Genomic DNA, 18902 nt, shown 5'->3' on the forward strand with positions numbered 1-18902 from the left:
GGATGCCGGTCATCGAATCGAAGCTCAATCCGCGCTCGGAAGACTTCAAGGCCAATACCGCGGCACTCGAAGCGCTCGTCGCGGACCTGCGCGAGAAGATCCAGAAGCTTTCGCTCGGCGGCGGCGAGGCCGCGCGCGACAAGCACCTCTCGCGCGGCAAACTGCTGCCGCGCGATCGCATTGCGCAACTGCTCGATCCGGGCACGCCGTTTCTGGAGTTCTCGCAACTCGCGGCTTACGGCATGTACAACGACGACGCGCCGGGCGCGGGCATCATCACGGGCATTGGCCGCATTGCCGGCCAGGAGTGCGTGATCGTTTGCAACGACGCCACGGTGAAGGGCGGCACGTACTATCCGGTCACCGTGAAGAAGCACGTGCGCGCACAGGAAATCGCGCAGGAAAACAACCTGCCGTGCGTGTATCTCGTCGATTCGGGCGGCGCCAACCTGCCGAACCAGGACGAGGTGTTCCCGGACCGCGATCACTTCGGCCGCATTTTCTACAACCAGGCGAATCTGTCTTCGCAGGGTATTCCGCAGATCGCCGTGGTGATGGGCTCGTGCACGGCTGGCGGCGCCTATGTGCCGGCCATGAGCGACGAGTCGATCATCGTGAAGAACCAGGGCACGATTTTCCTTGGCGGCCCGCCGCTCGTAAAGGCGGCGACGGGCGAGGAAGTGAGCGCCGAGGACCTGGGCGGCGGCGACGTCCATACGCGTCTTTCCGGCGTGGTCGACCATCTCGCGCAGAACGACGCCCACGCGCTGGCGATTGCGCGTTCGATCGTCGGCAATCTGAACCGCACGAAAACGCCGCCTGTTGTGCTGCGCGAACCGCTGCCGCCGCGCTTCGACGCGAAAAGCCTCTACGGCGTGATTCCCGTCGATACGCGCAAGCCGTTCGACGTGCGCGAGGTGATCGCCCGCATCGTCGACGACTCGGCTTTCGACGAGTTCAAGGCACGCTACGGCACCACGCTCGTGACCGGCTTCGCGCACATCTGGGGCCACCCGGTCGGCATCATCGCGAACAACGGCATTCTGTTCTCCGAATCGGCGCTGAAGGGCACGCACTTCATTGAGCTGTGCTGCCAGCGCAAGATTCCGCTCGTGTTCCTGCAGAACATCACGGGCTTCATGGTGGGCCGCAAGTACGAGAACGAAGGTATTGCGCGCAACGGCGCGAAGATGGTGACGGCGGTGGCCACGGCCAAGGTGCCGAAATTCACGGTCATCATTGGCGGCTCGTTCGGCGCAGGCAATTACGGCATGTGCGGCCGCGCGTATTCGCCGCGTTTCCTGTGGATGTGGCCGAACGCGCGCATTTCGGTGATGGGCGGCGAGCAGGCCGCATCCGTGCTCGCCACGGTGCGCCGCGACGGCATCGAAGCGAAGGGCGGCACGTGGAGCGCCGAAGAAGAAAATGCATTCAAGCAGCCGATTCGCGATCAATACGAGGTGCAGGGCCATCCGTACTACGCGAGCGCACGCCTTTGGGACGACGGCGTGATCGACCCGGCGCAAACGCGCGACGTGCTCGGCCTCGGCCTTTCCGCCACGATGAATGCGCCGATCGAAGAGACGCGCTTCGGCGTGTTTCGCATGTGATGCATTGAGGACGAGAACCATGCAATACGAAACGCTCACCGTAGACATCGTCGGGCACGTGGCGACTGTCACGCTCAATCGCCCGGACGTGCGTAACGCGTTCAACGAGACGATGATCGCGGACGTCACGGCGGCATTCACGGCGCTCGGCGCTCACGACAACGTGCGCGCGATCGTGCTCGCCGGCAATGGCAAGGCCTTTTGCGCAGGCGCGGACCTGAACTGGATGCGCAAGATGGCCGGCTATTCCGACGAGGAGAATCGCGCCGACGCCATGCGTCTCGCGCAAATGCTCTCGGCGGTCTATCGCTGCCCGAAGCCGGTCGTCGCACGCGTGCATGGCGACGCCTATGCGGGCGGCATGGGTCTCGTTTGCGCGGCGGATATCGTCGTAGCCGTGGAAACCGCACACTTCTGCCTTTCCGAAGCGCGCCTCGGCCTCATGCCCGCCACGATCGCGCCTTACGTGATCCGCGCGCTTGGCGAGCAGGCATCGCGCCGCTACTTCGTCACCGCCGAAGCCTTCGACTGCGCCACCGCGCAGCGGCTTGGCCTCGTGAGCGAAGCCGTGAGTGCGCAAGCACTCGACGCGACCGTGCAACGCATTACCGAAACGCTTTGCACGAACAGCCCGAACGCCGTGCGCGAGTGCAAGCAGCTCGTGCAGGACGTCGCGGGCCAAACGATCGACAACGCGTTGATCGAAGACACCGCCGTTCGTATCGCGCGTATTCGCGCGAGCGAGGAGGGGCGCGACGGCGTCTCGTCGTTCCTTGAAAAGCGCACGCCGCGCTGGCGCGATCAATAAGGCAAGAAGCAGGAAACGAAGCGAGGACAGCACATGTTCAACAAAATCCTGATCGCCAACCGCGGCGAGATCGCATGCCGGGTTGCGGCTACGTGCAGGCGGCTCGGCGTGAAGAGCGTGGCCGTGTACTCGGACGCCGACGCGAACGCCAAGCACGTCGCGGCCTGCGACGAAGCCGTGCATATCGGCGAAGCGGCCGCCGCGCAAAGCTATCTGCGCTTTGAGCGCATTATCGAAGCCGCACGCGCCACGGGCGCTCAGGCCATTCACCCCGGCTATGGCTTTCTTTCGGAGAACGAAGACTTTGCCCGCGCATGCGAAGCAGCGGGCATCGCCTTTATCGGGCCGCCGGTCGAGGCAATCGCCGCCATGGGCTCGAAGGCGGCCGCGAAGGCGCTGATGCATGCGGCGGCCGTGCCGCTCGTGCCGGGCTATCACGGCGACGACCAGGACCCCGCGCTCCTGCAGCGCGAGGCGGATGCAATGGGCTACCCCGTGCTGCTCAAAGCAAGCGCGGGCGGCGGCGGCAAGGGCATGCGCGTGGTCGAGCGCAGCGAAGATTTCGCGGCGGCGCTCGCTTCGTGCAAGCGCGAGGCGGCAAGCAGCTTCGGCAACGATCGCGTGTTGATCGAGAAGTACCTCACGCGGCCGCGCCACGTTGAAGTACAAGTGTTCGCCGACAAGCACGGCGGCGCGGTCTACCTGTTCGATCGCGACTGCTCGGTGCAGCGCCGTCACCAGAAAGTGCTCGAAGAGGCGCCCGCGCCGGGCCTGGCCGACAGCGTGCGCCGCGCCATGGGCGAGGCGGCCGTGGCCGCGGCGCGTGCGGTCCATTACGAGGGTGCGGGCACAGTCGAATTCATCATGACGGGCGCCGACTTCTACTTCATGGAGATGAACACGCGCCTGCAGGTCGAGCACCCCGTGACGGAAATGATCACGGGCCTCGACCTCGTCGAATGGCAATTGCGCGTGGCCGCGGGCGAGCCGCTGCCGCTCGGGCAGTCGCAGCTTTCGATCACGGGCCATGCACTCGAAGCGCGCATTTACGCGGAAAACCCGGCGCGCGGCTTCCTGCCCTCCACAGGCACGCTCAAGCATCTGCGCATGCCCGAGGGCGTTGAGTTCCGGCTCGGCGACGCGGGTCAGCGCGCGAGCGTGCGCATCGACAGCGGCGTGCGTGAGGGCGACACCATTACGCCGTTCTACGATCCGATGATCGCCAAGCTGATCGTGCACGGCGCGACGCGTGACGACGCGCTGGCGCGCATGAAACGCGCGCTCGAAGCGTGCGAGGTGGTGGGGCCGCATACGAACGTCGAGTTTCTGCACCGGCTCGTGACCTGTGAGCCGTTTGCGAGCGCCGATCTCGACACGGGCCTGATCGAGCGCAACCACGACGCCTTGTTCTCGCCGCAGCAGAAGCCGGTTCGCGAAGCGCTTGCGCTCGCGTGCGCGGCGCTGCTTGGCCGCGAGGGTGGGCTGACGACGGGCACGTCGCCGTGGCAGTCGCTTTCGCATTGGCGCTTGAATAGCGGCTTTTCGCAATCGCTTGCTTGGCGCGACGTCGAAAGCGACACGGCGTTCGCCGTGGCGCATACGCATGACGGCAGCGAACAGACGCTCGCCTATGCGGGCCACGCGGCGCGTTACACATGGTGGCGCGGCGACGGCGCGGACGAATACGGCGCGACCATCGGCGACAGGCACGTAAAGGGTCGCGTATTCATAGACGGCGACGTGTTTCATGTGTTCTGCCTCGGCACGGCAATGGCGTTCGAGTGGCAGAACCTGCTCGCGCACGCCGCCGACGCGGAGCACGGGGAGGGCCGCCTGACCGCGCCCATGCCGGGCAAGGTGATCGCCGTGCTGGTGGAGCCGGGCGCCGTGGTCGAAAAAGGCACGCCGCTCATCGTCATGGAAGCGATGAAAATGGAGCACACGATCGGCGCACCGGCGGCTGGTAAGGTAACCGAAGTTTTGTACGGCGTAGGCGACCAGGTGGCGGACGGTGCGCAATTGCTCGTGCTCGAAGCCGCTTGACGACGCTTGATGAGAGTTGACTGGCTGGGCCAATGAGTTCTTTCCGGTTTCCCTGTAGCCGGAGAACGACGTGAGAGTTTTACCCTGGGGCGCTCTGTTATGACGGAGCGCCCTTTTTTTCGCTTGCGGCCAGGAACCGCTCAGCGTTGCTTCGCATGCGCCGCAAGCAGTTCCCGATGCCGCGCTTCGGTGTCGTCGTCGGCTGGGAACATGCATTCAAGGCGCAATTCCTGAGCGGCGACGTTTTGCGGCGCGCCTACGCTTGTCACCATCGAAAAATAGCGAAGCACGTTGCCGTTGCTGATGAAACTCAGTGGAATGACTGGCATGCCAGGCGTGCTGCTCGATCCGTGATGCGCTTTCCAGTCGCCCGGCACGCCGGGATATGCAAGCAATTCATCGAGAAGCATACGGGTTTCGTCGTCGATCACGCGGCCAACCGCTTCGCGATATACCCGTTGCAACAGGCTTCGCGAAACGTTCTCCCAGTCGGCAAGGAAGGGGCGTAGGCCCTGAGGATCGAACATCAAATGCAACATGTTGCGCCGGCCCGTGCGCACCGCCATATCGATGAAGTGGCCGAAGAAGCGCGGCGCGGCGTCGTTGGTCATCAGCACGTTCCAGTGCCGGTCCATGACGATGGCCGGAAACGGATCGTGCTGGCGAATCACGCGCTCCAACGCCCGCACGACGTGCTGCATTTCCTGTGCGTTCCAGGGCGCTTCCGAATAAACGGGCGCGTAGCCGGCGGCGAGCAGCAGGGCGTTGCGCTCGCGCAGCGGCACGTCGAGTGTCTGTGCCAGGACAAGCAGCGTGTCACGGCCCGGCACGCTGCGCCCGCTTTCGATAAAGCTGATCTGCCGCTGGGAGATTCCCGCATCCAGTGACAGATCGAGTTGACTCACGCCACGCACATCCCGCCAATAGCGCAGCAGGGTGCCGAGTTCGCTTTGCGTCGCGTGTGGGACGGCTCGCGTGGCGTTCATCAGTTCTCCGTAGTTGAAGTGAACCACGATAGCGGACTCACGCCGCGTTCGCACGCCAGGCAAATGGCTCGAACTGCGCTTCGAGCGCCGGGTGTGTCACGCTCGCGACGTAGTTCGTGATGGCCGAAGCGGCGACCACCGCGATGACCTCCAGCGTCTGCTCGGCGCTGAACCCTGCATCGAGAAAGCGCTGCTGGTCTTCGCCGGAGATACGGCCGCGCTTTTCGATCAGCGTGCGCGCAAGCGTCGACAAGGCAGCGAGTTGCGCGTCGGCCGGCGGGCGGCCGTGGCGCATCGCTTCGACGTCGGCGCGACTGACGCCTTCCTTCAAGGCTAGCGCCGTGTGAAACGCAACGGGCCATTCGGCTGCATTCGTGACCGCATTGGTGAGCAGCAGTGTCTGGATCTGCGGCTCGCTCAGGCTGCTCGAGTGGACACGCTGGAACACGCTGAAAAAGCCGCCGATCAGCACCGGCGAGGTGGCCATCTTCGCCGCGACGTTCGGGATCATGCCGAACGTCTGCTGCAGTTGCTGGAGCACGGGCTGCGATTGCGCGGGTGCGGACTCGATCGTGTGTTGAGGATAGGTGGACATGCTGACTCCTGGGTGTTGGGCGTCACCCGATTGGCGACGCGACAGCCGAAGAGTAGAAGCGACGGCGCGCCGCGCCAATTACATGCCATGTAATAGCGGCGCTGCAGTGAATCGCGAACTTTGGCGTGCAGGGCGTGGCCGCGTTTTCGAGCGCGCATTTTTCAGGAAAACAGTGCGATCATGTGTGCAGGCTTTTCGGCAGACCTTTCAGGTCGAACCCTGGGACGCCTGCTGCCGAGCCAACTCCCCACTCGGGGAGATGCGGGGTCGGAGTGCAAATCTTCTGCAACCCACCATGGCCATACCACCGCTCTACCAGACAGGTGAGGTCATCATGCTTGGTGTTCGTAAAGCTGTGTTCCCGGTGGCGGGAATCGATATGAGCTTTCTGCCGGCAACGAAGGCGAGCCCGAAGGAAATGCTGCCCGTTATCGACAAACCGCTCATTCAATACGCTGTTGAAGAAGCAATAGCCGCAGGCATTACGGAACTGATATTCGTCACGGGCCGCGGTAAGCGTGTCATCGAGGATCATTTCGACAAGTCCTACGAGGTCGAACATCGGCTGAGGGCGCGAGGCAAGCAGAATCTCGTCGAGCTCGTGCAGGACATCAAGCCGGCCAACGTCGAGTGCATCTACGTTCGGCAAGCCGAGCCGCTTGGGCTTGGCCACGCCATACTCTGCGCAGAAAAGCTCATTGGCGACGAGCCGTTTGCAATCGTGCTCGCTGACGATCTGCTCGATGGAACGCCCCCGGTTCTCGCGCAGATGGTGCATATATTCAGCCACTACGATTCCTCGGTTCTCGCCGTCGAGGAATTCGATTCGCGAGAGTCCACGACGCACGGCGTGATCGATGGCCGCCATTGGGACGAACGCGTGATCAGCGTCAGCCGCATCATCGAGAAGCCTTCGCCCGAACTGGCGCCGTCGAGCTTCGGCGTTGCCGGACGCTATGTGCTCATGCCAAGCATCTTCGCGCATTTGCGTTCGGTGAAGCCCGACTTGAATGGCGAGATTCAACTCACGCCCGCCATCCATTCAATGCGCGAGGGGGAGCAGGTGCTGGCCTACGAGTTCGTTGGCAAGCGCTATGACTGCGGCACCAAGCTCGGCTATGTTCAGGCGACGGTTGATTTCGCCCTGCGGCATGCGGAGTTGCACGAGACCTTCGACGCATGGCTGCGTGAGCGCGTTGGCGCGTTGCAACTGGGTGCGTGGGCACCGGTTCCGATGCTCAACCAGCTGGCTCCGGGCGTGCAGGAACTCGCGCACTGAAGTCATGCCAGGTTGCATAGGAGAATTGAACGATCCGTGCGAACGTGCAGGCTCCATTGCAGGGTTTCATGCTATCTGGATGAAACCCGATGATTCCGCCCTTTTTCAAAGGTGATGCGAGGAAAGGAAAGGTAAGAAACGTTGCAAGGTTCCGCCCGCCCCGCTGCTTTAAAATCGCGGCATGAACCCCAGCGTCCTCATTGTCGACGACGATCCCGTCGTGCGCGACCTGCTGAGCCGTTTTCTGCGCTCGCATAACTTCGATACGGCCGTGCTGCACGACGGCGTCCACCTCCAGCGCCGCCTCGAGCGCGAACGTCCGTCCATCGTGGTGCTGGACATCATGATGCCCGAGACCGACGGCCTCGAGGCCATCGCCGCCCTGCGCGCGGCCGGCGACGACATTCCCGTGATTTTCGTTACGGCGCGCGGCGCGGTGAGCGATCGCATTCGCGGGCTTTCGCTGGGCGCGGACGACTATTTGCCAAAGCCTTTCGATCCGCACGAACTGCTCGTGCGCATTCAGAACATTCTGCGCCGGCGCGGCCCGTCCACCGCGAGCGCGCCGGAAGCGCGCCGGCGCTACCGGTTCGGCGACTTCGAACTCGATTTCACGATGCGCACGCTCTCCTGCGGCGACACGCAAATCCCCTTGCGGGAAAGCGAATTCGCGCTGCTGAAGGTATTCGCCACGCATCCCTACAAAGTGCTTTCGCGCACGCTGATCCACGATATCGTGCACCGCGACGAGCGCGAGTTTCACGAACGCAGCCTCGACGTGCCGATCTGGCGCCTGCGCCGCGTGATCGAGGCCGATCCGTCCAATCCGCGCCACATTCAAACGGTGCGCGGCAAGGGCTATGTATTCGTGCCGGATCCCGCGAATTATTCGGAGGCGCACGGCGCAGCAATTCAGTGAGAAGTCCGTTGAATACGCTGTTCGGGCGCATGGCATTGCTCTCGACGGCGGTTTTGCTTTCCATGCAGCTTGGTTGGTTTTTGCTGCTTGCCCGCCAGCCGCCGCGCCATGAAGTCGACGGTTTCGCCCGCGGCGTGCTGCTCGCGCTGCGCGTGGCCAGCGAGGAGCACGTCGGCGGCGGCACAGTGCCGCCACCCGTGCATCTTGGCGGCTCTCTCGAGCCGCCGAAGGACGGCGACCTGAGCGCCGTGCTGCGCGTGCACCGCGTGCCGGTGTGGAACGTGCCCAAGGACGTTCACTTGCACGAACCGACGCGCCGGCCGCTAGTCGACTTGACGCGCCATCTACGCGAGCAATTGCCGCCCGGCACGCAGTTCGCCGTGGACGATGGGCGGCCGCCGCAACTATGGGTACGCTTTCCGGGCAGCACGACCTGGGTCGTCGTGCCCGTCGATATTCCGCCGCCGCCGCGCTTTGTCATCGAAGGAATCTCGATGCTGCTGGCAGCGCTTACGCTGTCCTTCCTCGCTGCCTGGCAGATCCAGAAACCGCTTGCGAGTCTCGCGCAGGCGGCGCGCCGGTTCGGCACGGGTGAGCGCATTGCGCCGCTCGAAGGCAAGGGGCCACGCGAACTGCGCGATGTGAGTACGTCGTTCAACGACATGATGCGCTGTGTGAACGAGGCCGAAGACGACCGCGTGGTGATGCTGAGCGGCATTGCGCATGATCTGAAGACCCCGCTTACCCGGCTGAAACTGCGTGCGACGCTGATGGCCGAGGAGTCGGAGCGCAATGGCATGCTGCGCGACGTCGACTCGCTCACCCACATCGTCCAGCAGTTTCTGGAGTTCGCGCAACAGTCGCCCGACGCGGGCAGGCTGCTGAGCGTCGATGGCTTTCTGCAAAGCCAGTTTGGCAATCCTGACGAAATCGAGGGCGGCAACGGACCGCTATTCGTGCTCGATTTGCGCGCGGGCCCCCGGTTCAAGCTGCCGCAGGTGACGTTGGACCGGCTCGTCACGAATCTGGTCGACAACGCGCTTGAGTATGGCGCACCGCCGGTCGAAATTTCGACGGCGATCGAAAACGGATCGTGCCGGATAAGCGTGCGCGATCACGGCGCAGGTATCGAGCCCGAGCGGATTCCGGCGGCCATGAGGCCGTTCGTACGTCTGAGTGCAGCGCGTGGCGGCGAAGGCCATTGCGGTCTCGGGCTGGCCATCGTCGCGCGGCTCGCGCGCGACTGCGGCGGCCATTGCGACGTCGAGAACCATCCCGAAGGCGGCCTGCTCGTGCAGCTCAGCTTTCCCGTCACCCACACCTGACACGCCCACACGAAAAAAGCGCGCCGAGCCCTCGCGGACCGGCGCGCAAACAAACGTACCAACGCTTGAAAAGCGGGCGCTTGTGGACGGATTGGGTCAGGCCGTCGTGCTCACGAACAGGCCGCTCGCGGCGCCCGAGCCCTGCTGTTGCAGGTTGCTGGCGAGCGTCGTGAGGAATTGCTGAAGCTCGGACGTCGTGTCGCTTGTGGAACTGCTCGACGATGCGCCCATGGCCGTCAAGAGGTTCTGGAAGTCGGACGTCAGTTCGCTGTCCGAACTGCTGCCGCTCGATGTGCTGCTTGACGCGCTCGAATCGGAGGACGTGCTGCTCGAAGCCGAGGAAGCCGAAGTAAGCGACTGCGCAAGGTTCGAGATCGCCGAGGCCAGATCGTTACCGTAGCCGCCCGCCGACGAGGGCGGCGGAGGCGGCAGCGGAGGCATCATCGCGGCTGCGCTGCTCGTATCGCTCGACGCGGACGACGTGCTGGAACTCGAAGAACTCGAAGCCGCGCTCGTCGCAGACGCAGCGCTTGCCGACGAAACCGTGCTGCTGTCGCTGCTGTCGTCCGTGCCCGTCACGGTGGCGCCGCTTTGTTGCGCGGCCGCCTGGAACAGCGCGCCGAGGAATTGCTGAAGCGCGGCGGCCAGTGCATCGGGCGAAGTGGCCGACGTGCTCGACGTCGAAGCGGTGGCGCTCGACGACGAATCTGAACTGCTGGTGCTAGCGGAAGCACTGGCCGTGCTGTCGGTCGTGAAGCCGAGCGATGAGAGCGCCGAGGCGATGGCGGCAACGAGCGGATTGACGTTGTTAGAGTCCGACGAGGCGTCCGAGGACATGGGCATGACCGGCGTCTGGCTGGTGCTTGTGGTTTGTCCGTCTGCCTGGTAAGCCGCCCAGGTGGAATACAGCGAGTTTGAGTTGGATAACGCGCTTATCGACATGTTTAACCCCCCGGTAAATGTGCGATATGGTCGATGCTCGACCGAGATGGCTGGTCAGGCCACTCAGTTGGCGCAATCGTATGTCGCCTTTCGCCGCAGGGGGCGGCTTTGTAATTGGAGGAAAGAGTTCTGGTAAGAATCTCGCGCAATCCTTACCTTTCCTTTCCTTGGCGGCAATCAGGCCGCTTCGTCGCGCACCGGCGGCGCAAAACGCAGCGCCACAGCAATGCGGTTCCACGCATTGATATTCGCCACGGCGGCGGTCAAGAACGCCATCTGTTCGCCGGGAAATTGTCGCGCGACTTCTTCGTAAAGTGCATCGCTCACGCCTTCATGGAGCTTCGCGCTCAGCGCCTCGGTGTAGGCCAGCGCGGCGCGCTCGCGCTCGCTGAAGCACGCCGGCGCCTCGTGCCATGCGGCCACGAGATCGAGCTTGACGCGCGGCACGGCATTTTCGCGCGCAATGTTGAGGTGATACTGAATGCAGAAGGCACAGCCGTTGATTTGCGAGGCGCGGATTTTCAGCAACTCGGTGAGCGGCTTTTCGAGCCCGGAAGCATCGACCGCCTTGCTCATGGCGGAGAGCGCGGTGGCCACGGGAGCGGCGTCGCGCACGAAAGCTTCATAAGCAATACGGGTGGAAGCGCTGGACATGACTGGACCTCGCGAAGTTTGGCAGTTAATATCAGAGCACGAACATCATATTCGAACTCTGACATTATGCGCAAGACTGCGAAGAAAGAGCCGGCTATGAAGAGGGGCGAGCCCGTGAGCGCCATTCCGGAGGTCGGTGAGGGCAAGCGCGGCGAGGCGGGCTATTTCGGCTACCTGCTGCGCCAGGCGGGTGCGGCGCACCGTTTGCGCATGGAACGCGCGCTCGACGATATCGGCATTACGCCGCCGCAGTTCGTCGTGCTGACGCTGCTGGTCGCGTACCCCGGCATTTCGGGCGCCGATCTCGCGAGGCTCGCGGCGCTCACGCCGCAAACGGTGAGTGTGATCGTCGCGAATCTCGAACGCGGCGGCGCAATCGTGCGTCGGCCGCACGCGGTGCATGGGCGCATTCAGCAGATCGACGTGACCGACGAGGGCGAGGCGCTGCTCAAGCAGTGCCGCTCGCGTGTGAAGAAGCTGGAGGCGCGCATGGCCGCGGGCTTCACGGCCGAAGAAGAGCAGGTGATACGGCGCTGGTTAGTGAGCGTCGCGCGCGAGGACGACGCCGGCTAAGTGTTACAGCGAGGCGCTTTTCTCATGCGCGAGACTGCACGAATGGTCGAGCAGGCCTTCCGCCGTTCCTGTTCCGCCATCGACATCGAGCCCGCTGTTCACGACGAGCCAGCCGTTGCGCTGCGCATCGGGGCCTGCGCCCGTCACGAGTATCGTCTGCACGGCCATGGTCTGTTTCGGGCTGAGATCGCGCTCGACTACGCGGAACGGGTTGTTACGGTCCGAGAGGCTCGTCACGCGCGTAACACGGTAGCGCGAGCCGTCGAGCGTCGTCCAGCGCCATGTGCCCGGCGCGATGTCGCCGTACGGCGCGAGCGCTTTCGTAATGTCGGGGCGCATGCAATCGACGTGAATGTGCAGTTGATTCTGCGTGCGGCGCTCCGAGGAGTTGATCTCCAGGCCGAGCTGGTTGCCGGCGAGCGGCATGCCGAGTTTCGCTTCCACAAAGCGTCCGGCTCCCCATGCGCCTACCCAGTACTCCGGCGCGCCGCCGTAAAGAATCTCCGGGCTTTCGATGCCGGCCACGCGGTCAGTGGGAATCACGAGATATTGCGCGCGGCCTGCGATGTCCTTGAGCACGGCATAGCGTTTCTGGAAGTCGACGGTGGTGCAGGGGCCGGGCTGGCCCTTGTCGCGCATGTTCGGCACGCACTGGCCGCCCACGACTTTCCAGAGACCGTTGGAGTCGACCGCGGAGAGGCGTACGCAGGCGCCCGTGGCGGCGAGCGCAACGACTGCCGCCGTGGCCGCGGCAAGGCGGGACATCCGTATGAAAGGGGCAAGGCGCAGGGATCGCATTGGCACGAAGGGTCTGGATTCATTCGATCAAACGCGCCGCGGTGCGAGCCTGCTCACGTCGCGGCGCGACGCAGCGCGCAGTGTAGCGCAATGCCCGTGACAGTCACGAGGCTCGCGGCGACGAGCAGCGTGATCATTGAGTTTTGCGCAACGAATCCGGTGTTCATACGACGTGCCTCGCGATCCAACACGTGAGGAACGACGCCACAAAGGCCACGACGAACTCGCCAGGTTGCGTCGTCGCCTCAAATTTCAGGCGCAGGCAGCGTCCCCAGAATCGCTTCGAACGCGAGACCGATCGCGAGCAGCCTGCGGTCGCCGCCAGCCGGTCCGTCGAGTTCGAGACCGACTGGCAAGCGCGCGTCGATTAGGCCCGCCGGGAGCGCGAGGCCCGGAATGCCGGCGTTGCTCGCGGGATCGGTGTTGCGCAGGTACGCCTCCAGTTCGTCGATCGGCGCCGCGCCGTCGATCGACACGCGAGACGAACCGTTCAGCTCGTCGATCGGCACGGCGGCGAGCCGCGTCGTGGGAAAGAGCAGCGCGTCGAGGCCGCTTGCGGAGAAGGTCTGTGCATAGAGCTGCTGCAGGCGCGGCCGCCACACGGTCATCGCGCCGTGGTAGTCGCCGCCGCGCGCGTCGGCGAGCACGGCGTCGTAGGCCGCGCGCACGTCGGGGCTCGCAATACGCGCGGCGACCTCGGCCACGGTTTGCGCGGGCGCGTGGTTCGCAACGAGCCACGCGGCGAGATCGTCGATGGGCTCGTGCAGCGCGATCGCGTAGCTCACGCGGTCGTTCAGCGCGAGCAGTTCGCGCATTTCGACAGGCACGAGCGTGACGCCCGCAGCTTCGAGCTTCGCGAGCGCTACGCGCGCCACATCTTCGAGCGCGGTTTCGAGGCCTTCCCACAGCGGCGCGGGCAGGCCAACACGCAGATTCGGCACGGCGGCAGGCGAGAGCGGACCGTGCCCCGTGATCACGGCGTCGAGCAGCGCGACATCGGCTACGGTGCGTCCCATCGGCCCGACCGTGTCGCGCGTATGGCTGATCGGCACAACGGCTTGCGGGTCGTGATAGCGGCGTTGCGTGCCGCCGTCGCCCACGCTCGGGCGCAAACCGACGATGCCGCACAGCGCGGCGGGAATGCGCGTGGAGCCGCCCGTGTCAGTGCCCAGTCCCGCGGGCACGATGCGCGCCGCGATGGCGGCCGCCGTGCCGCCTGACGAGCCGCCAGGAATTCGTTCGGGATCCCAGGGGTTGCGCACGGGCCCGGCATGCGGCGCGAGATTCGTGCTGGTGATGCCGAACGCAAGCTCGTGCATGTTGGCTTTGCCGAGCACGATTGCGCCGGCGTCGACGAGGCGCTGCACCGAAGGCGCGTGACGCGCGGGCAGGAAGCCTTCGAGCGCGGGTGTGCCCGCAGAGGTTTGCAGACCGCGCGTATTGATGTTGTCCTTCACGGCCACGGGCAGCCCCGCAAGCGGCAGACGCGCACGCTCGCCTGGCGCTAGCGCGTCGATACGTTGTGCGGCGGCGAGCGCGCCTTCCACGTCGAGCACGGTGAACGCGTTGAGGTTGGAGAGCGCTTGTGCGCGCGCGAGCAACGTGGCGACGTAGTCGGCGGCCTTCAGTTGTCCTGCGTGGATGGCCTCGACGGCTTGCGTCGCGCTCAGTTCCAGTTGCTGGTCGACAGTCCAGGTCATGCGGCGTTCTCCTCGTGCGGCCATGTGGCCATGCACACAGCGCGTGAGACGTTGTGGCGCTACTTCTTCAGCAAGCGTAGCGCGAAGCGTGCGAGCGTGGGCACGAGCGTTGGCCGCAACAGGCGCGCGTCGTAGCCGCTCATGCGCGCGTCGTTTTCCTCGAGGCAGAGTTCGATCATTTCGCGCGGTTCGAGCGAGTCGCCCAGCACCTCGCGGTTCGCGGGCAGGAAATTCGAGTCGCGCGCGTTGCCGCTGGCGTCGATACCTCGAGCGATAGCGAGCCGCTCCCACACCAGCATGAACCAGATAGCGGCTACGCGCACGGAGTGCCACGGCCTGCGCCACCAGGGCATGGTCTTGCGATACCACGCCACCCAGTTCACGAAGAAGAGGATATGACGCGCCTCTTCCTGGATCACGGGCTCGAAGGTTTCGACGAGGTCTGCCGGAAAAAAGCCCGAGCGCTGCGCCGAGCGAAACAGGCCGAACGCGAAGAAGCTGTCGATGCACTCGCTATAGCCGGTGAACATCCACGCCCATTCCGCTTTTTTGGGCGGCGGGTACGCGGGTTCCGGCGCAAGTTCGATGCCATAGGCCTGCACGAGGTGCGAGAGCACGACCTTGTGGCGCGCCTCTTCGGCGGCGTCCATTTCGATCGCTTCGCGCAGCAGCGGGTCGTTCAGGGTTTGCGCGTAAGTCTTCACGCGAATCGAGGCGCGGCCCTCGGTTTGCACCGCGATGTCCCAGATCGGCAGCGACGTGAGCCTCCCGAGCGCGTCGGGTTCGAGCTTGGGCCAGTCGAGCACGGCGGGCCGATAAGGATCGTGGGTGTCGAGCAGCATCCGGCAGAACATCTTGCGGTGTTCGTCCGATCCGATTTTGATGGGCCCTGGCGTGGCGTGAGTCCAGTGCCGCAACGCGGCGTCCTGCTCGGAGATGAAGGCTGCGCCTTCGTCCGGATGCGTCAGGGTTTCGGACATGGGCATCGAAATTTGAACGGGGTATGACTCCTATTCTGTCACAACCGTAAGGAAGCAGGCGCGCTCACGCGCAGTGGCGCTGCTGGTCGATCCACATGCGCGCCCAGCGGCAGGCGTAGGCGAGCGCGTGTCTTTCTTCGAAGAAGTAATCGAGTGCGTCGAACGAATACTGCGCGCCCGGCTGCGTGCCAATGGTGAGATTGGCGGCGAAAAGGCCGTTCGGGAGTTGCTGCGCGCTGGGGGCGACGACGTAGCCTTTGTAGCGTAGTGGAGTGTTCATGGCCGCGCTTCCTGCTGATCGACTGCTGATTTGCTCGGGTTCTCTTCCTGGGTGGCGCGTGTATTTGCAGCCACTCGCTGTGCCGACACGGACCAGCGTACGAGCCGCCGCGTGTCGATGGAACCAATCATTCGTCGCAAGCAAATCAAGTGCGGCCTGGGACGGTCAGCAGAATGATCCGGATGAGGCGAGGGGTGAATCCGGCTTCAATGTGGACCGGACGAAATGCGCAGTCTGTGGGATGGCGCACGCGATGCGCGCCACGCGACATGCGCAATGTGGGTTAGGGAACGTTTCCCGTCCCGCGCGCGCAGCGGCGCGCGGGTGGGCAGGCCGCAGAGCCCGGTTAGTGCGTCAGCTAGCGTTTCAGTTAGTGCTTCAGACAGCGAGGCTCAGGCGCTTTTCGGTGCGCGCAGCGTTGGCGGCCTGTGTGCTCCCAACGCCGTTCACGGCGCTCGCAACCGGCGCCGCTTGCTGGCCCTGAGTGCCGAACGCGAGCGCGAACTGCGCCGCCTGACGGCCGACCGTCGCGAGCTGTTCGGCGACCTTCGCGTCGGAGCACTGCTGTGCACTCTCGAAGCGCGTCTCGAGCGTGTTGATGCCTGCGCCGAACGGCGTGGGCCAGCCGCGCAGCGCGTGCACGATCGAGCGCAGCGAGGTCAGCACGGAACCCGCGGCCTGCCAGCCATAGGCCGTGACGATGCAGCCCACGGCACGGCCGTCCAGGTACGGGCGATGGTCGGCACGCAGTTCTTCGAGCGTGTCGAGTGCGTTCTTCACGAGCCCGGAAACGCCGCCGTGATAGCCCGGCGTCGCGATGATGACGGCGTCGGCGGCGCGCACGGCTTCGATCAGCTCGAGCTGGGCGTCGGTGCGAGTGGGGTCTTCGGGCGCATAGTGCGGCAGCGTGTGCAGGAACGTGCCGCCGAACAATTGCGTGCGCGCGCCGGCTTCTTCGGCGCCGCGCAGCGCGAAAGCAAGCGCGCGCTCGGTCGACGAAGCGGCGCGGGTGGTGCCGCCAATGCCCACGACGAGCGGGCGGCGTTGCGAATCGGAAAGGCTCAAGGGGACTCCCTCAAATGCGATGAGGCCTGGCTCGCGCGTGATCGGGCAACGCGGCCACGAAACCTGGAAAGGGTCATCTTAGAGAGCGCGCCGCGCGGCGCGAAACGACTTTTTGTTCTAACCATATGCCGGCAGCGCTACGTTGCGCTGCGCCATGCCGCCCGAAATGCATATGCCAAACCATTGGTTGGACGCGCGGCGGGCCATGGCTAAGATGAACCCGTCTCCTCCATGACATCTCCTTGACATGGGATTCGGCCCCGCACTTCTCCGGTGACGGGGCTGTTTTTTTTCTGGAGTCGGGAAGGAGTGGCGCTTCGAGGGGTTCGAGGCCGGGATCGCGGCAGATTCGCGCCGCGCTGAATGTCGTGCTATGTGCTGCTCGGTGTGCTGCTCAATACGGCCGGGCGCCAGATCAAACCGTGAGCACGTTGCCGTCGGGGCCGATTTGCGGCGGAATTTCCGGCAAGGTTCCGTTGCCAGGCGCGGTGCGCGCGGGCGCACCCGGCGTGGCCGGCAGCGTGGGCGCGGGCTCGCGCACAGCCGGTTCGGCGACCTTGCGTGTGGTGAGCTTGTCGGCGGAGGCGAGTTTGTGCTTCGTGCCGTGATGCGCCTTCTTGCCGGCATTGGCCGCATGCGCCGAGGGCGTGCGCGCTTCCGGCGGATTCCAGATCTCGATGTAGTGTTCCCCGGCGAGCGCGGTGGACGCGAGGACGCCCAGCAAGGTCCCCGTGATGAAGAATCGCACGTCGTGTTCTCCGTTTCGATGTACAGGCCGGGGCCGCGCCATGCAGCAAGGTGCGATGGGGCGGCGCAAACTGGTACGGCGCCGGTACGGCGACCGGGCGGCACGAACGGCCGGCTGCCACGCACTGTACATTCATACAGGCGCTTATGCAAACGTTTCACGACGTGCCGCGGGCGATCTGTTGCATGGGCGCGCCGCAGCCCGGCGGGGCGCCCATGCGGGCTTGTGCCGGTGCTGAATCTGAGGTGTGCGCTCGGCTCAGGCGTCGAGTGCGGCCCGGTTTTGGGCAACTGCGCCGTCCGCCGTCGATGCAGGCGCGGCCGGGCCGTGAGCGCCGAGCCAGCGCCCGTAGCTGCGCGGCGAGAACGCGAGCGTGAGCACGATCATTGCGCTGATCGATACAGCGAGCATGATCCACGCGCCCGTAAAGCCGCCCGTGAGGTCGCGCACGCGCCCGGCCACGATGGGGGCGAGCGCGGCGATCACGAAGCCCAGACCCTGAACGAAGGCAACGAGTCGCGCGGCCACGCGATGGTCGGCCGAATGGTCGAGGGCGGTGACGAGCGTGACCGAGAACACGCCGCCGAGCCCCGCGCCGGCCGCCGCGACCCACAACAGCGGCGCGGCCTCGGGCCACGCGGCGAGGCCGATCACGCCGAACAGTTGGGCGCACAGCCCCAGAACGAGCCACGGTCGCCGGTCCGTGAACGCTGCTGCGGCAAGCGGCAGGAGCAGCGCGCTGGCGGCCTGGAACACGGTCATCGCGGCGAGCAGCGAACCGCTCGCTTCCACGCTCGCGCCGTGCTGCTGATAGTAGGCGGGCAGCCACGCGACGAGACTCGTGTAGCCGCCGTTGACGAGCCCGAAATGCAGTCCGAGCGTCCACGCCCGGCGCTTGCGCCAGACCGGCACCATTGCCGCTTTGACATGCTCCGGCGAGGGCGCAGCGGCGGCCTGCTGTGCGCGGCGGTCGCCGCCGCTCCCGCTGTTCAGCGTCCACCAGGTCGCGAGCGCGGTCAGCGCGGGCAGAGACCACACGGCGAGCCCCGCATGCCACGAGCCGCTGATGCGCGCGACGAGCGGGCTCAGGCTCGCGCCGAGCCCGCCGCCGCCCATGATCGACGCCGAGAACAGGCCCATTGCGAGCGGCACCCGCGCGGCGAAGCGTTGCTTCATGACGGCGGGCAGCAGCGCCTGGATGGCCGCAACGCCCGCACCGGCTGCCGCCGCCGTGAGCATGAGCGCGCCGCCGCTGGCGGCGAACGCGCGGGCCGCGCATGCCGCGGCGATCGCCACGAGCCCGAGTGCGACGCCGCGCGTCTCGCCAAGCCGGCGCGCGAGCAGGCTGGCGCCGAACGCACCGAGCCCCATCGCGACGACGGGCAGGCTCGTGAGTAGCGAAGCGCCGTAGAAGCTCAGGCCGGTGTCGTGGCGAATGGTTGTCATGAGCGGGCTGATCGAGGTGAGCAGCGGCCGCAGATTCAGGCCGATGGCGACGATCGCGGCATACCACGCAAGCACGCTGGCCGACTCGCCGGACGGCGTCTGGGGGCGAATGGAGCGGTTTTGAGGGTTCAATGCGGTCAACCTTTTTACT

Annotated in this window: 18 protein-coding genes; 7 read left to right on the top strand and 11 right to left on the bottom strand. The window is 65.3% G+C overall.

Features of this window, described 5'->3' with window-relative positions:
- Window positions 1-2 precede the first annotated feature (2 nt).
- Genes U5A52_RS05110 through U5A52_RS05120 form a run of 3 tightly spaced genes read left to right on the top strand, consistent with a single transcriptional unit; the run spans window position 3 to window position 4461 of the window.
- Window positions 3-1610: a carboxyl transferase domain-containing protein gene (locus tag U5A52_RS05110; RefSeq protein WP_321911415.1), complete on the top strand. Its 1608-nt coding sequence runs from the start codon at window positions 3-5 to the stop codon at window positions 1608-1610.
- A gap of 19 nt (window positions 1611-1629) precedes the next feature.
- Complete coding sequence (locus U5A52_RS05115) at window positions 1630-2418, top strand: enoyl-CoA hydratase/isomerase family protein (protein WP_321934113.1); 789 nt, start codon at window positions 1630-1632, stop codon at window positions 2416-2418.
- Window positions 2419-2451: 33 nt separating this feature from the next.
- The gene (locus U5A52_RS05120) at window positions 2452-4461 is read left to right on the top strand and encodes an acetyl/propionyl/methylcrotonyl-CoA carboxylase subunit alpha (RefSeq protein WP_321934114.1); all 2010 of its coding nucleotides are present in this window, start codon (window positions 2452-2454) and stop codon (window positions 4459-4461) included.
- A gap of 140 nt (window positions 4462-4601) precedes the next feature.
- On the opposite strand, the gene U5A52_RS05125 is transcribed toward U5A52_RS05120, so the two are convergent.
- A complete protein-coding gene (locus U5A52_RS05125; protein ID WP_321934115.1) occupies window positions 4602-5447 on the bottom strand; it encodes a helix-turn-helix transcriptional regulator in 846 nt (281 codons plus the stop codon).
- A 37-nt stretch (window positions 5448-5484) separates the two neighbouring features.
- Window positions 5485-6042, bottom strand: coding sequence for a carboxymuconolactone decarboxylase family protein (locus U5A52_RS05130; RefSeq protein ID WP_321934116.1), 558 nt, complete (start codon window positions 6040-6042; stop codon window positions 5485-5487).
- A 334-nt stretch (window positions 6043-6376) separates the two neighbouring features.
- Here U5A52_RS05130 and galU point away from each other — a divergent pair, with 334 nt between their 5' ends.
- The 3 genes from galU to U5A52_RS05145 all read left to right on the top strand — a co-directional run bounded on the left by galU (window position 6377) and on the right by U5A52_RS05145 (window position 9565).
- Window positions 6377-7321 carry a UTP--glucose-1-phosphate uridylyltransferase GalU gene (gene galU, locus U5A52_RS05135; protein WP_321911768.1) on the top strand — a complete coding sequence of 315 codons (945 nt, stop codon included), beginning with the start codon at window positions 6377-6379 and terminating at the stop codon, window positions 7319-7321.
- A 181-nt stretch (window positions 7322-7502) separates the two neighbouring features.
- Window positions 7503-8240 (top strand): response regulator, encoded by a 738-nt coding sequence (locus U5A52_RS05140; protein WP_028202613.1) that lies wholly within the window; start codon window positions 7503-7505, stop codon window positions 8238-8240.
- Window positions 8237-9565: an ATP-binding protein gene (locus tag U5A52_RS05145; protein WP_321934117.1), complete on the top strand. Its 1329-nt coding sequence runs from the start codon at window positions 8237-8239 to the stop codon at window positions 9563-9565. The genes U5A52_RS05140 and U5A52_RS05145 overlap by 4 nt, the downstream gene beginning before the upstream one ends.
- A 96-nt stretch (window positions 9566-9661) precedes the next feature.
- On the opposite strand, the gene U5A52_RS05150 is transcribed toward U5A52_RS05145, so the two are convergent.
- Both U5A52_RS05150 and U5A52_RS05155 read right to left on the bottom strand, forming a co-directional pair.
- Entirely contained in the window at window positions 9662-10408 is a 747-nt protein-coding gene (locus U5A52_RS05150) for a hypothetical protein (RefSeq protein ID WP_321934118.1), read from the bottom strand.
- 276 nt (window positions 10409-10684) lie between these two features.
- Window positions 10685-11161 carry a carboxymuconolactone decarboxylase family protein gene (locus tag U5A52_RS05155; protein WP_321934119.1) on the bottom strand — a complete coding sequence of 159 codons (477 nt, stop codon included), beginning with the start codon at window positions 11159-11161 and terminating at the stop codon, window positions 10685-10687.
- 96 nt (window positions 11162-11257) lie between these two features.
- Between U5A52_RS05155 and U5A52_RS05160 the strand changes: the two genes are divergently transcribed.
- Window positions 11258-11734: a MarR family transcriptional regulator gene (locus tag U5A52_RS05160; RefSeq protein ID WP_321934120.1), complete on the top strand. Its 477-nt coding sequence runs from the start codon at window positions 11258-11260 to the stop codon at window positions 11732-11734.
- Between the two features lie 3 nt (window positions 11735-11737).
- Here the strand turns inward: U5A52_RS05160 and U5A52_RS05165 are convergent, their stop codons facing one another.
- The 7 genes from U5A52_RS05165 to U5A52_RS05195 form a co-directional block, all read right to left on the bottom strand.
- On the bottom strand, window positions 11738-12499 hold the full coding sequence (locus tag U5A52_RS05165; protein ID WP_321934121.1) for a CDP-diacylglycerol diphosphatase: 762 nt from the start codon (window positions 12497-12499) through the stop codon (window positions 11738-11740).
- A 278-nt stretch (window positions 12500-12777) separates the two neighbouring features.
- A complete protein-coding gene (gene iaaH, locus U5A52_RS05170) occupies window positions 12778-14232 on the bottom strand; it encodes an indoleacetamide hydrolase (protein ID WP_321911398.1) in 1455 nt (484 codons plus the stop codon).
- Between the two features lie 59 nt (window positions 14233-14291).
- Complete coding sequence (locus U5A52_RS05175; RefSeq protein WP_321911396.1) at window positions 14292-15212, bottom strand: ferritin-like domain-containing protein; 921 nt, start codon at window positions 15210-15212, stop codon at window positions 14292-14294.
- Between the two features lie 64 nt (window positions 15213-15276).
- Window positions 15277-15492 (bottom strand): transcriptional regulator, encoded by a 216-nt coding sequence (locus U5A52_RS05180; RefSeq protein WP_321911394.1) that lies wholly within the window; start codon window positions 15490-15492, stop codon window positions 15277-15279.
- Window positions 15493-15870: 378 nt separating this feature from the next.
- Entirely contained in the window at window positions 15871-16557 is a 687-nt protein-coding gene (locus tag U5A52_RS05185) for an NAD(P)H-dependent oxidoreductase (protein WP_321934122.1), read from the bottom strand.
- Window positions 16558-16972: 415 nt separating this feature from the next.
- Window positions 16973-17305 carry a hypothetical protein gene (locus tag U5A52_RS05190; protein WP_321911390.1) on the bottom strand — a complete coding sequence of 111 codons (333 nt, stop codon included), beginning with the start codon at window positions 17303-17305 and terminating at the stop codon, window positions 16973-16975.
- Window positions 17306-17563: 258 nt separating this feature from the next.
- Window positions 17564-18862: a cyanate transporter gene (locus tag U5A52_RS05195; protein WP_321934183.1), complete on the bottom strand. Its 1299-nt coding sequence runs from the start codon at window positions 18860-18862 to the stop codon at window positions 17564-17566.
- Window positions 18863-18902 lie beyond the last annotated feature (40 nt).

It is taken from the genome of Paraburkholderia sp. J8-2 (genome assembly GCF_905220195.1).
Classification (GTDB): Bacteria; Pseudomonadota; Gammaproteobacteria; order Burkholderiales; family Burkholderiaceae; genus Paraburkholderia.

Excerpts from the sequence above, each read along its gene's own strand:
- U5A52_RS05160 (WP_321934120.1), top strand. The coding sequence starts at position 11,258 with ATGAAGAGGGGCGAGCCCGTGAGCGCCATTCCGGAGGTCGGTGAGGGC.
- U5A52_RS05180 (WP_321911394.1), bottom strand. The coding sequence starts at position 15,492 with ATGAACACTCCACTACGCTACAAAGGCTACGTCGTCGCCCCCAGCGCG.
- U5A52_RS05175 (WP_321911396.1), bottom strand. The coding sequence starts at position 15,212 with ATGTCCGAAACCCTGACGCATCCGGACGAAGGCGCAGCCTTCATCTCC.
- iaaH (WP_321911398.1), bottom strand. The coding sequence starts at position 14,232 with ATGACCTGGACTGTCGACCAGCAACTGGAACTGAGCGCGACGCAAGCC.
- U5A52_RS05120 (WP_321934114.1), top strand. The coding sequence starts at position 2,452 with ATGTTCAACAAAATCCTGATCGCCAACCGCGGCGAGATCGCATGCCGG.
- U5A52_RS05155 (WP_321934119.1), bottom strand. The coding sequence starts at position 11,161 with ATGTCCAGCGCTTCCACCCGTATTGCTTATGAAGCTTTCGTGCGCGAC.
- U5A52_RS05125 (WP_321934115.1), bottom strand. The coding sequence starts at position 5,447 with ATGAACGCCACGCGAGCCGTCCCACACGCGACGCAAAGCGAACTCGGC.
- galU (WP_321911768.1), top strand. The coding sequence starts at position 6,377 with ATGCTTGGTGTTCGTAAAGCTGTGTTCCCGGTGGCGGGAATCGATATG.
- U5A52_RS05110 (WP_321911415.1), top strand. The coding sequence starts at position 3 with ATGCCGGTCATCGAATCGAAGCTCAATCCGCGCTCGGAAGACTTCAAG.
- U5A52_RS05140 (WP_028202613.1), top strand. The coding sequence starts at position 7,503 with ATGAACCCCAGCGTCCTCATTGTCGACGACGATCCCGTCGTGCGCGAC.
- U5A52_RS05115 (WP_321934113.1), top strand. The coding sequence starts at position 1,630 with ATGCAATACGAAACGCTCACCGTAGACATCGTCGGGCACGTGGCGACT.
- U5A52_RS05165 (WP_321934121.1), bottom strand. The coding sequence starts at position 12,499 with ATGTCCCGCCTTGCCGCGGCCACGGCGGCAGTCGTTGCGCTCGCCGCC.
- U5A52_RS05150 (WP_321934118.1), bottom strand. The coding sequence starts at position 10,408 with ATGCCCATGTCCTCGGACGCCTCGTCGGACTCTAACAACGTCAATCCG.
- U5A52_RS05130 (WP_321934116.1), bottom strand. The coding sequence starts at position 6,042 with ATGTCCACCTATCCTCAACACACGATCGAGTCCGCACCCGCGCAATCG.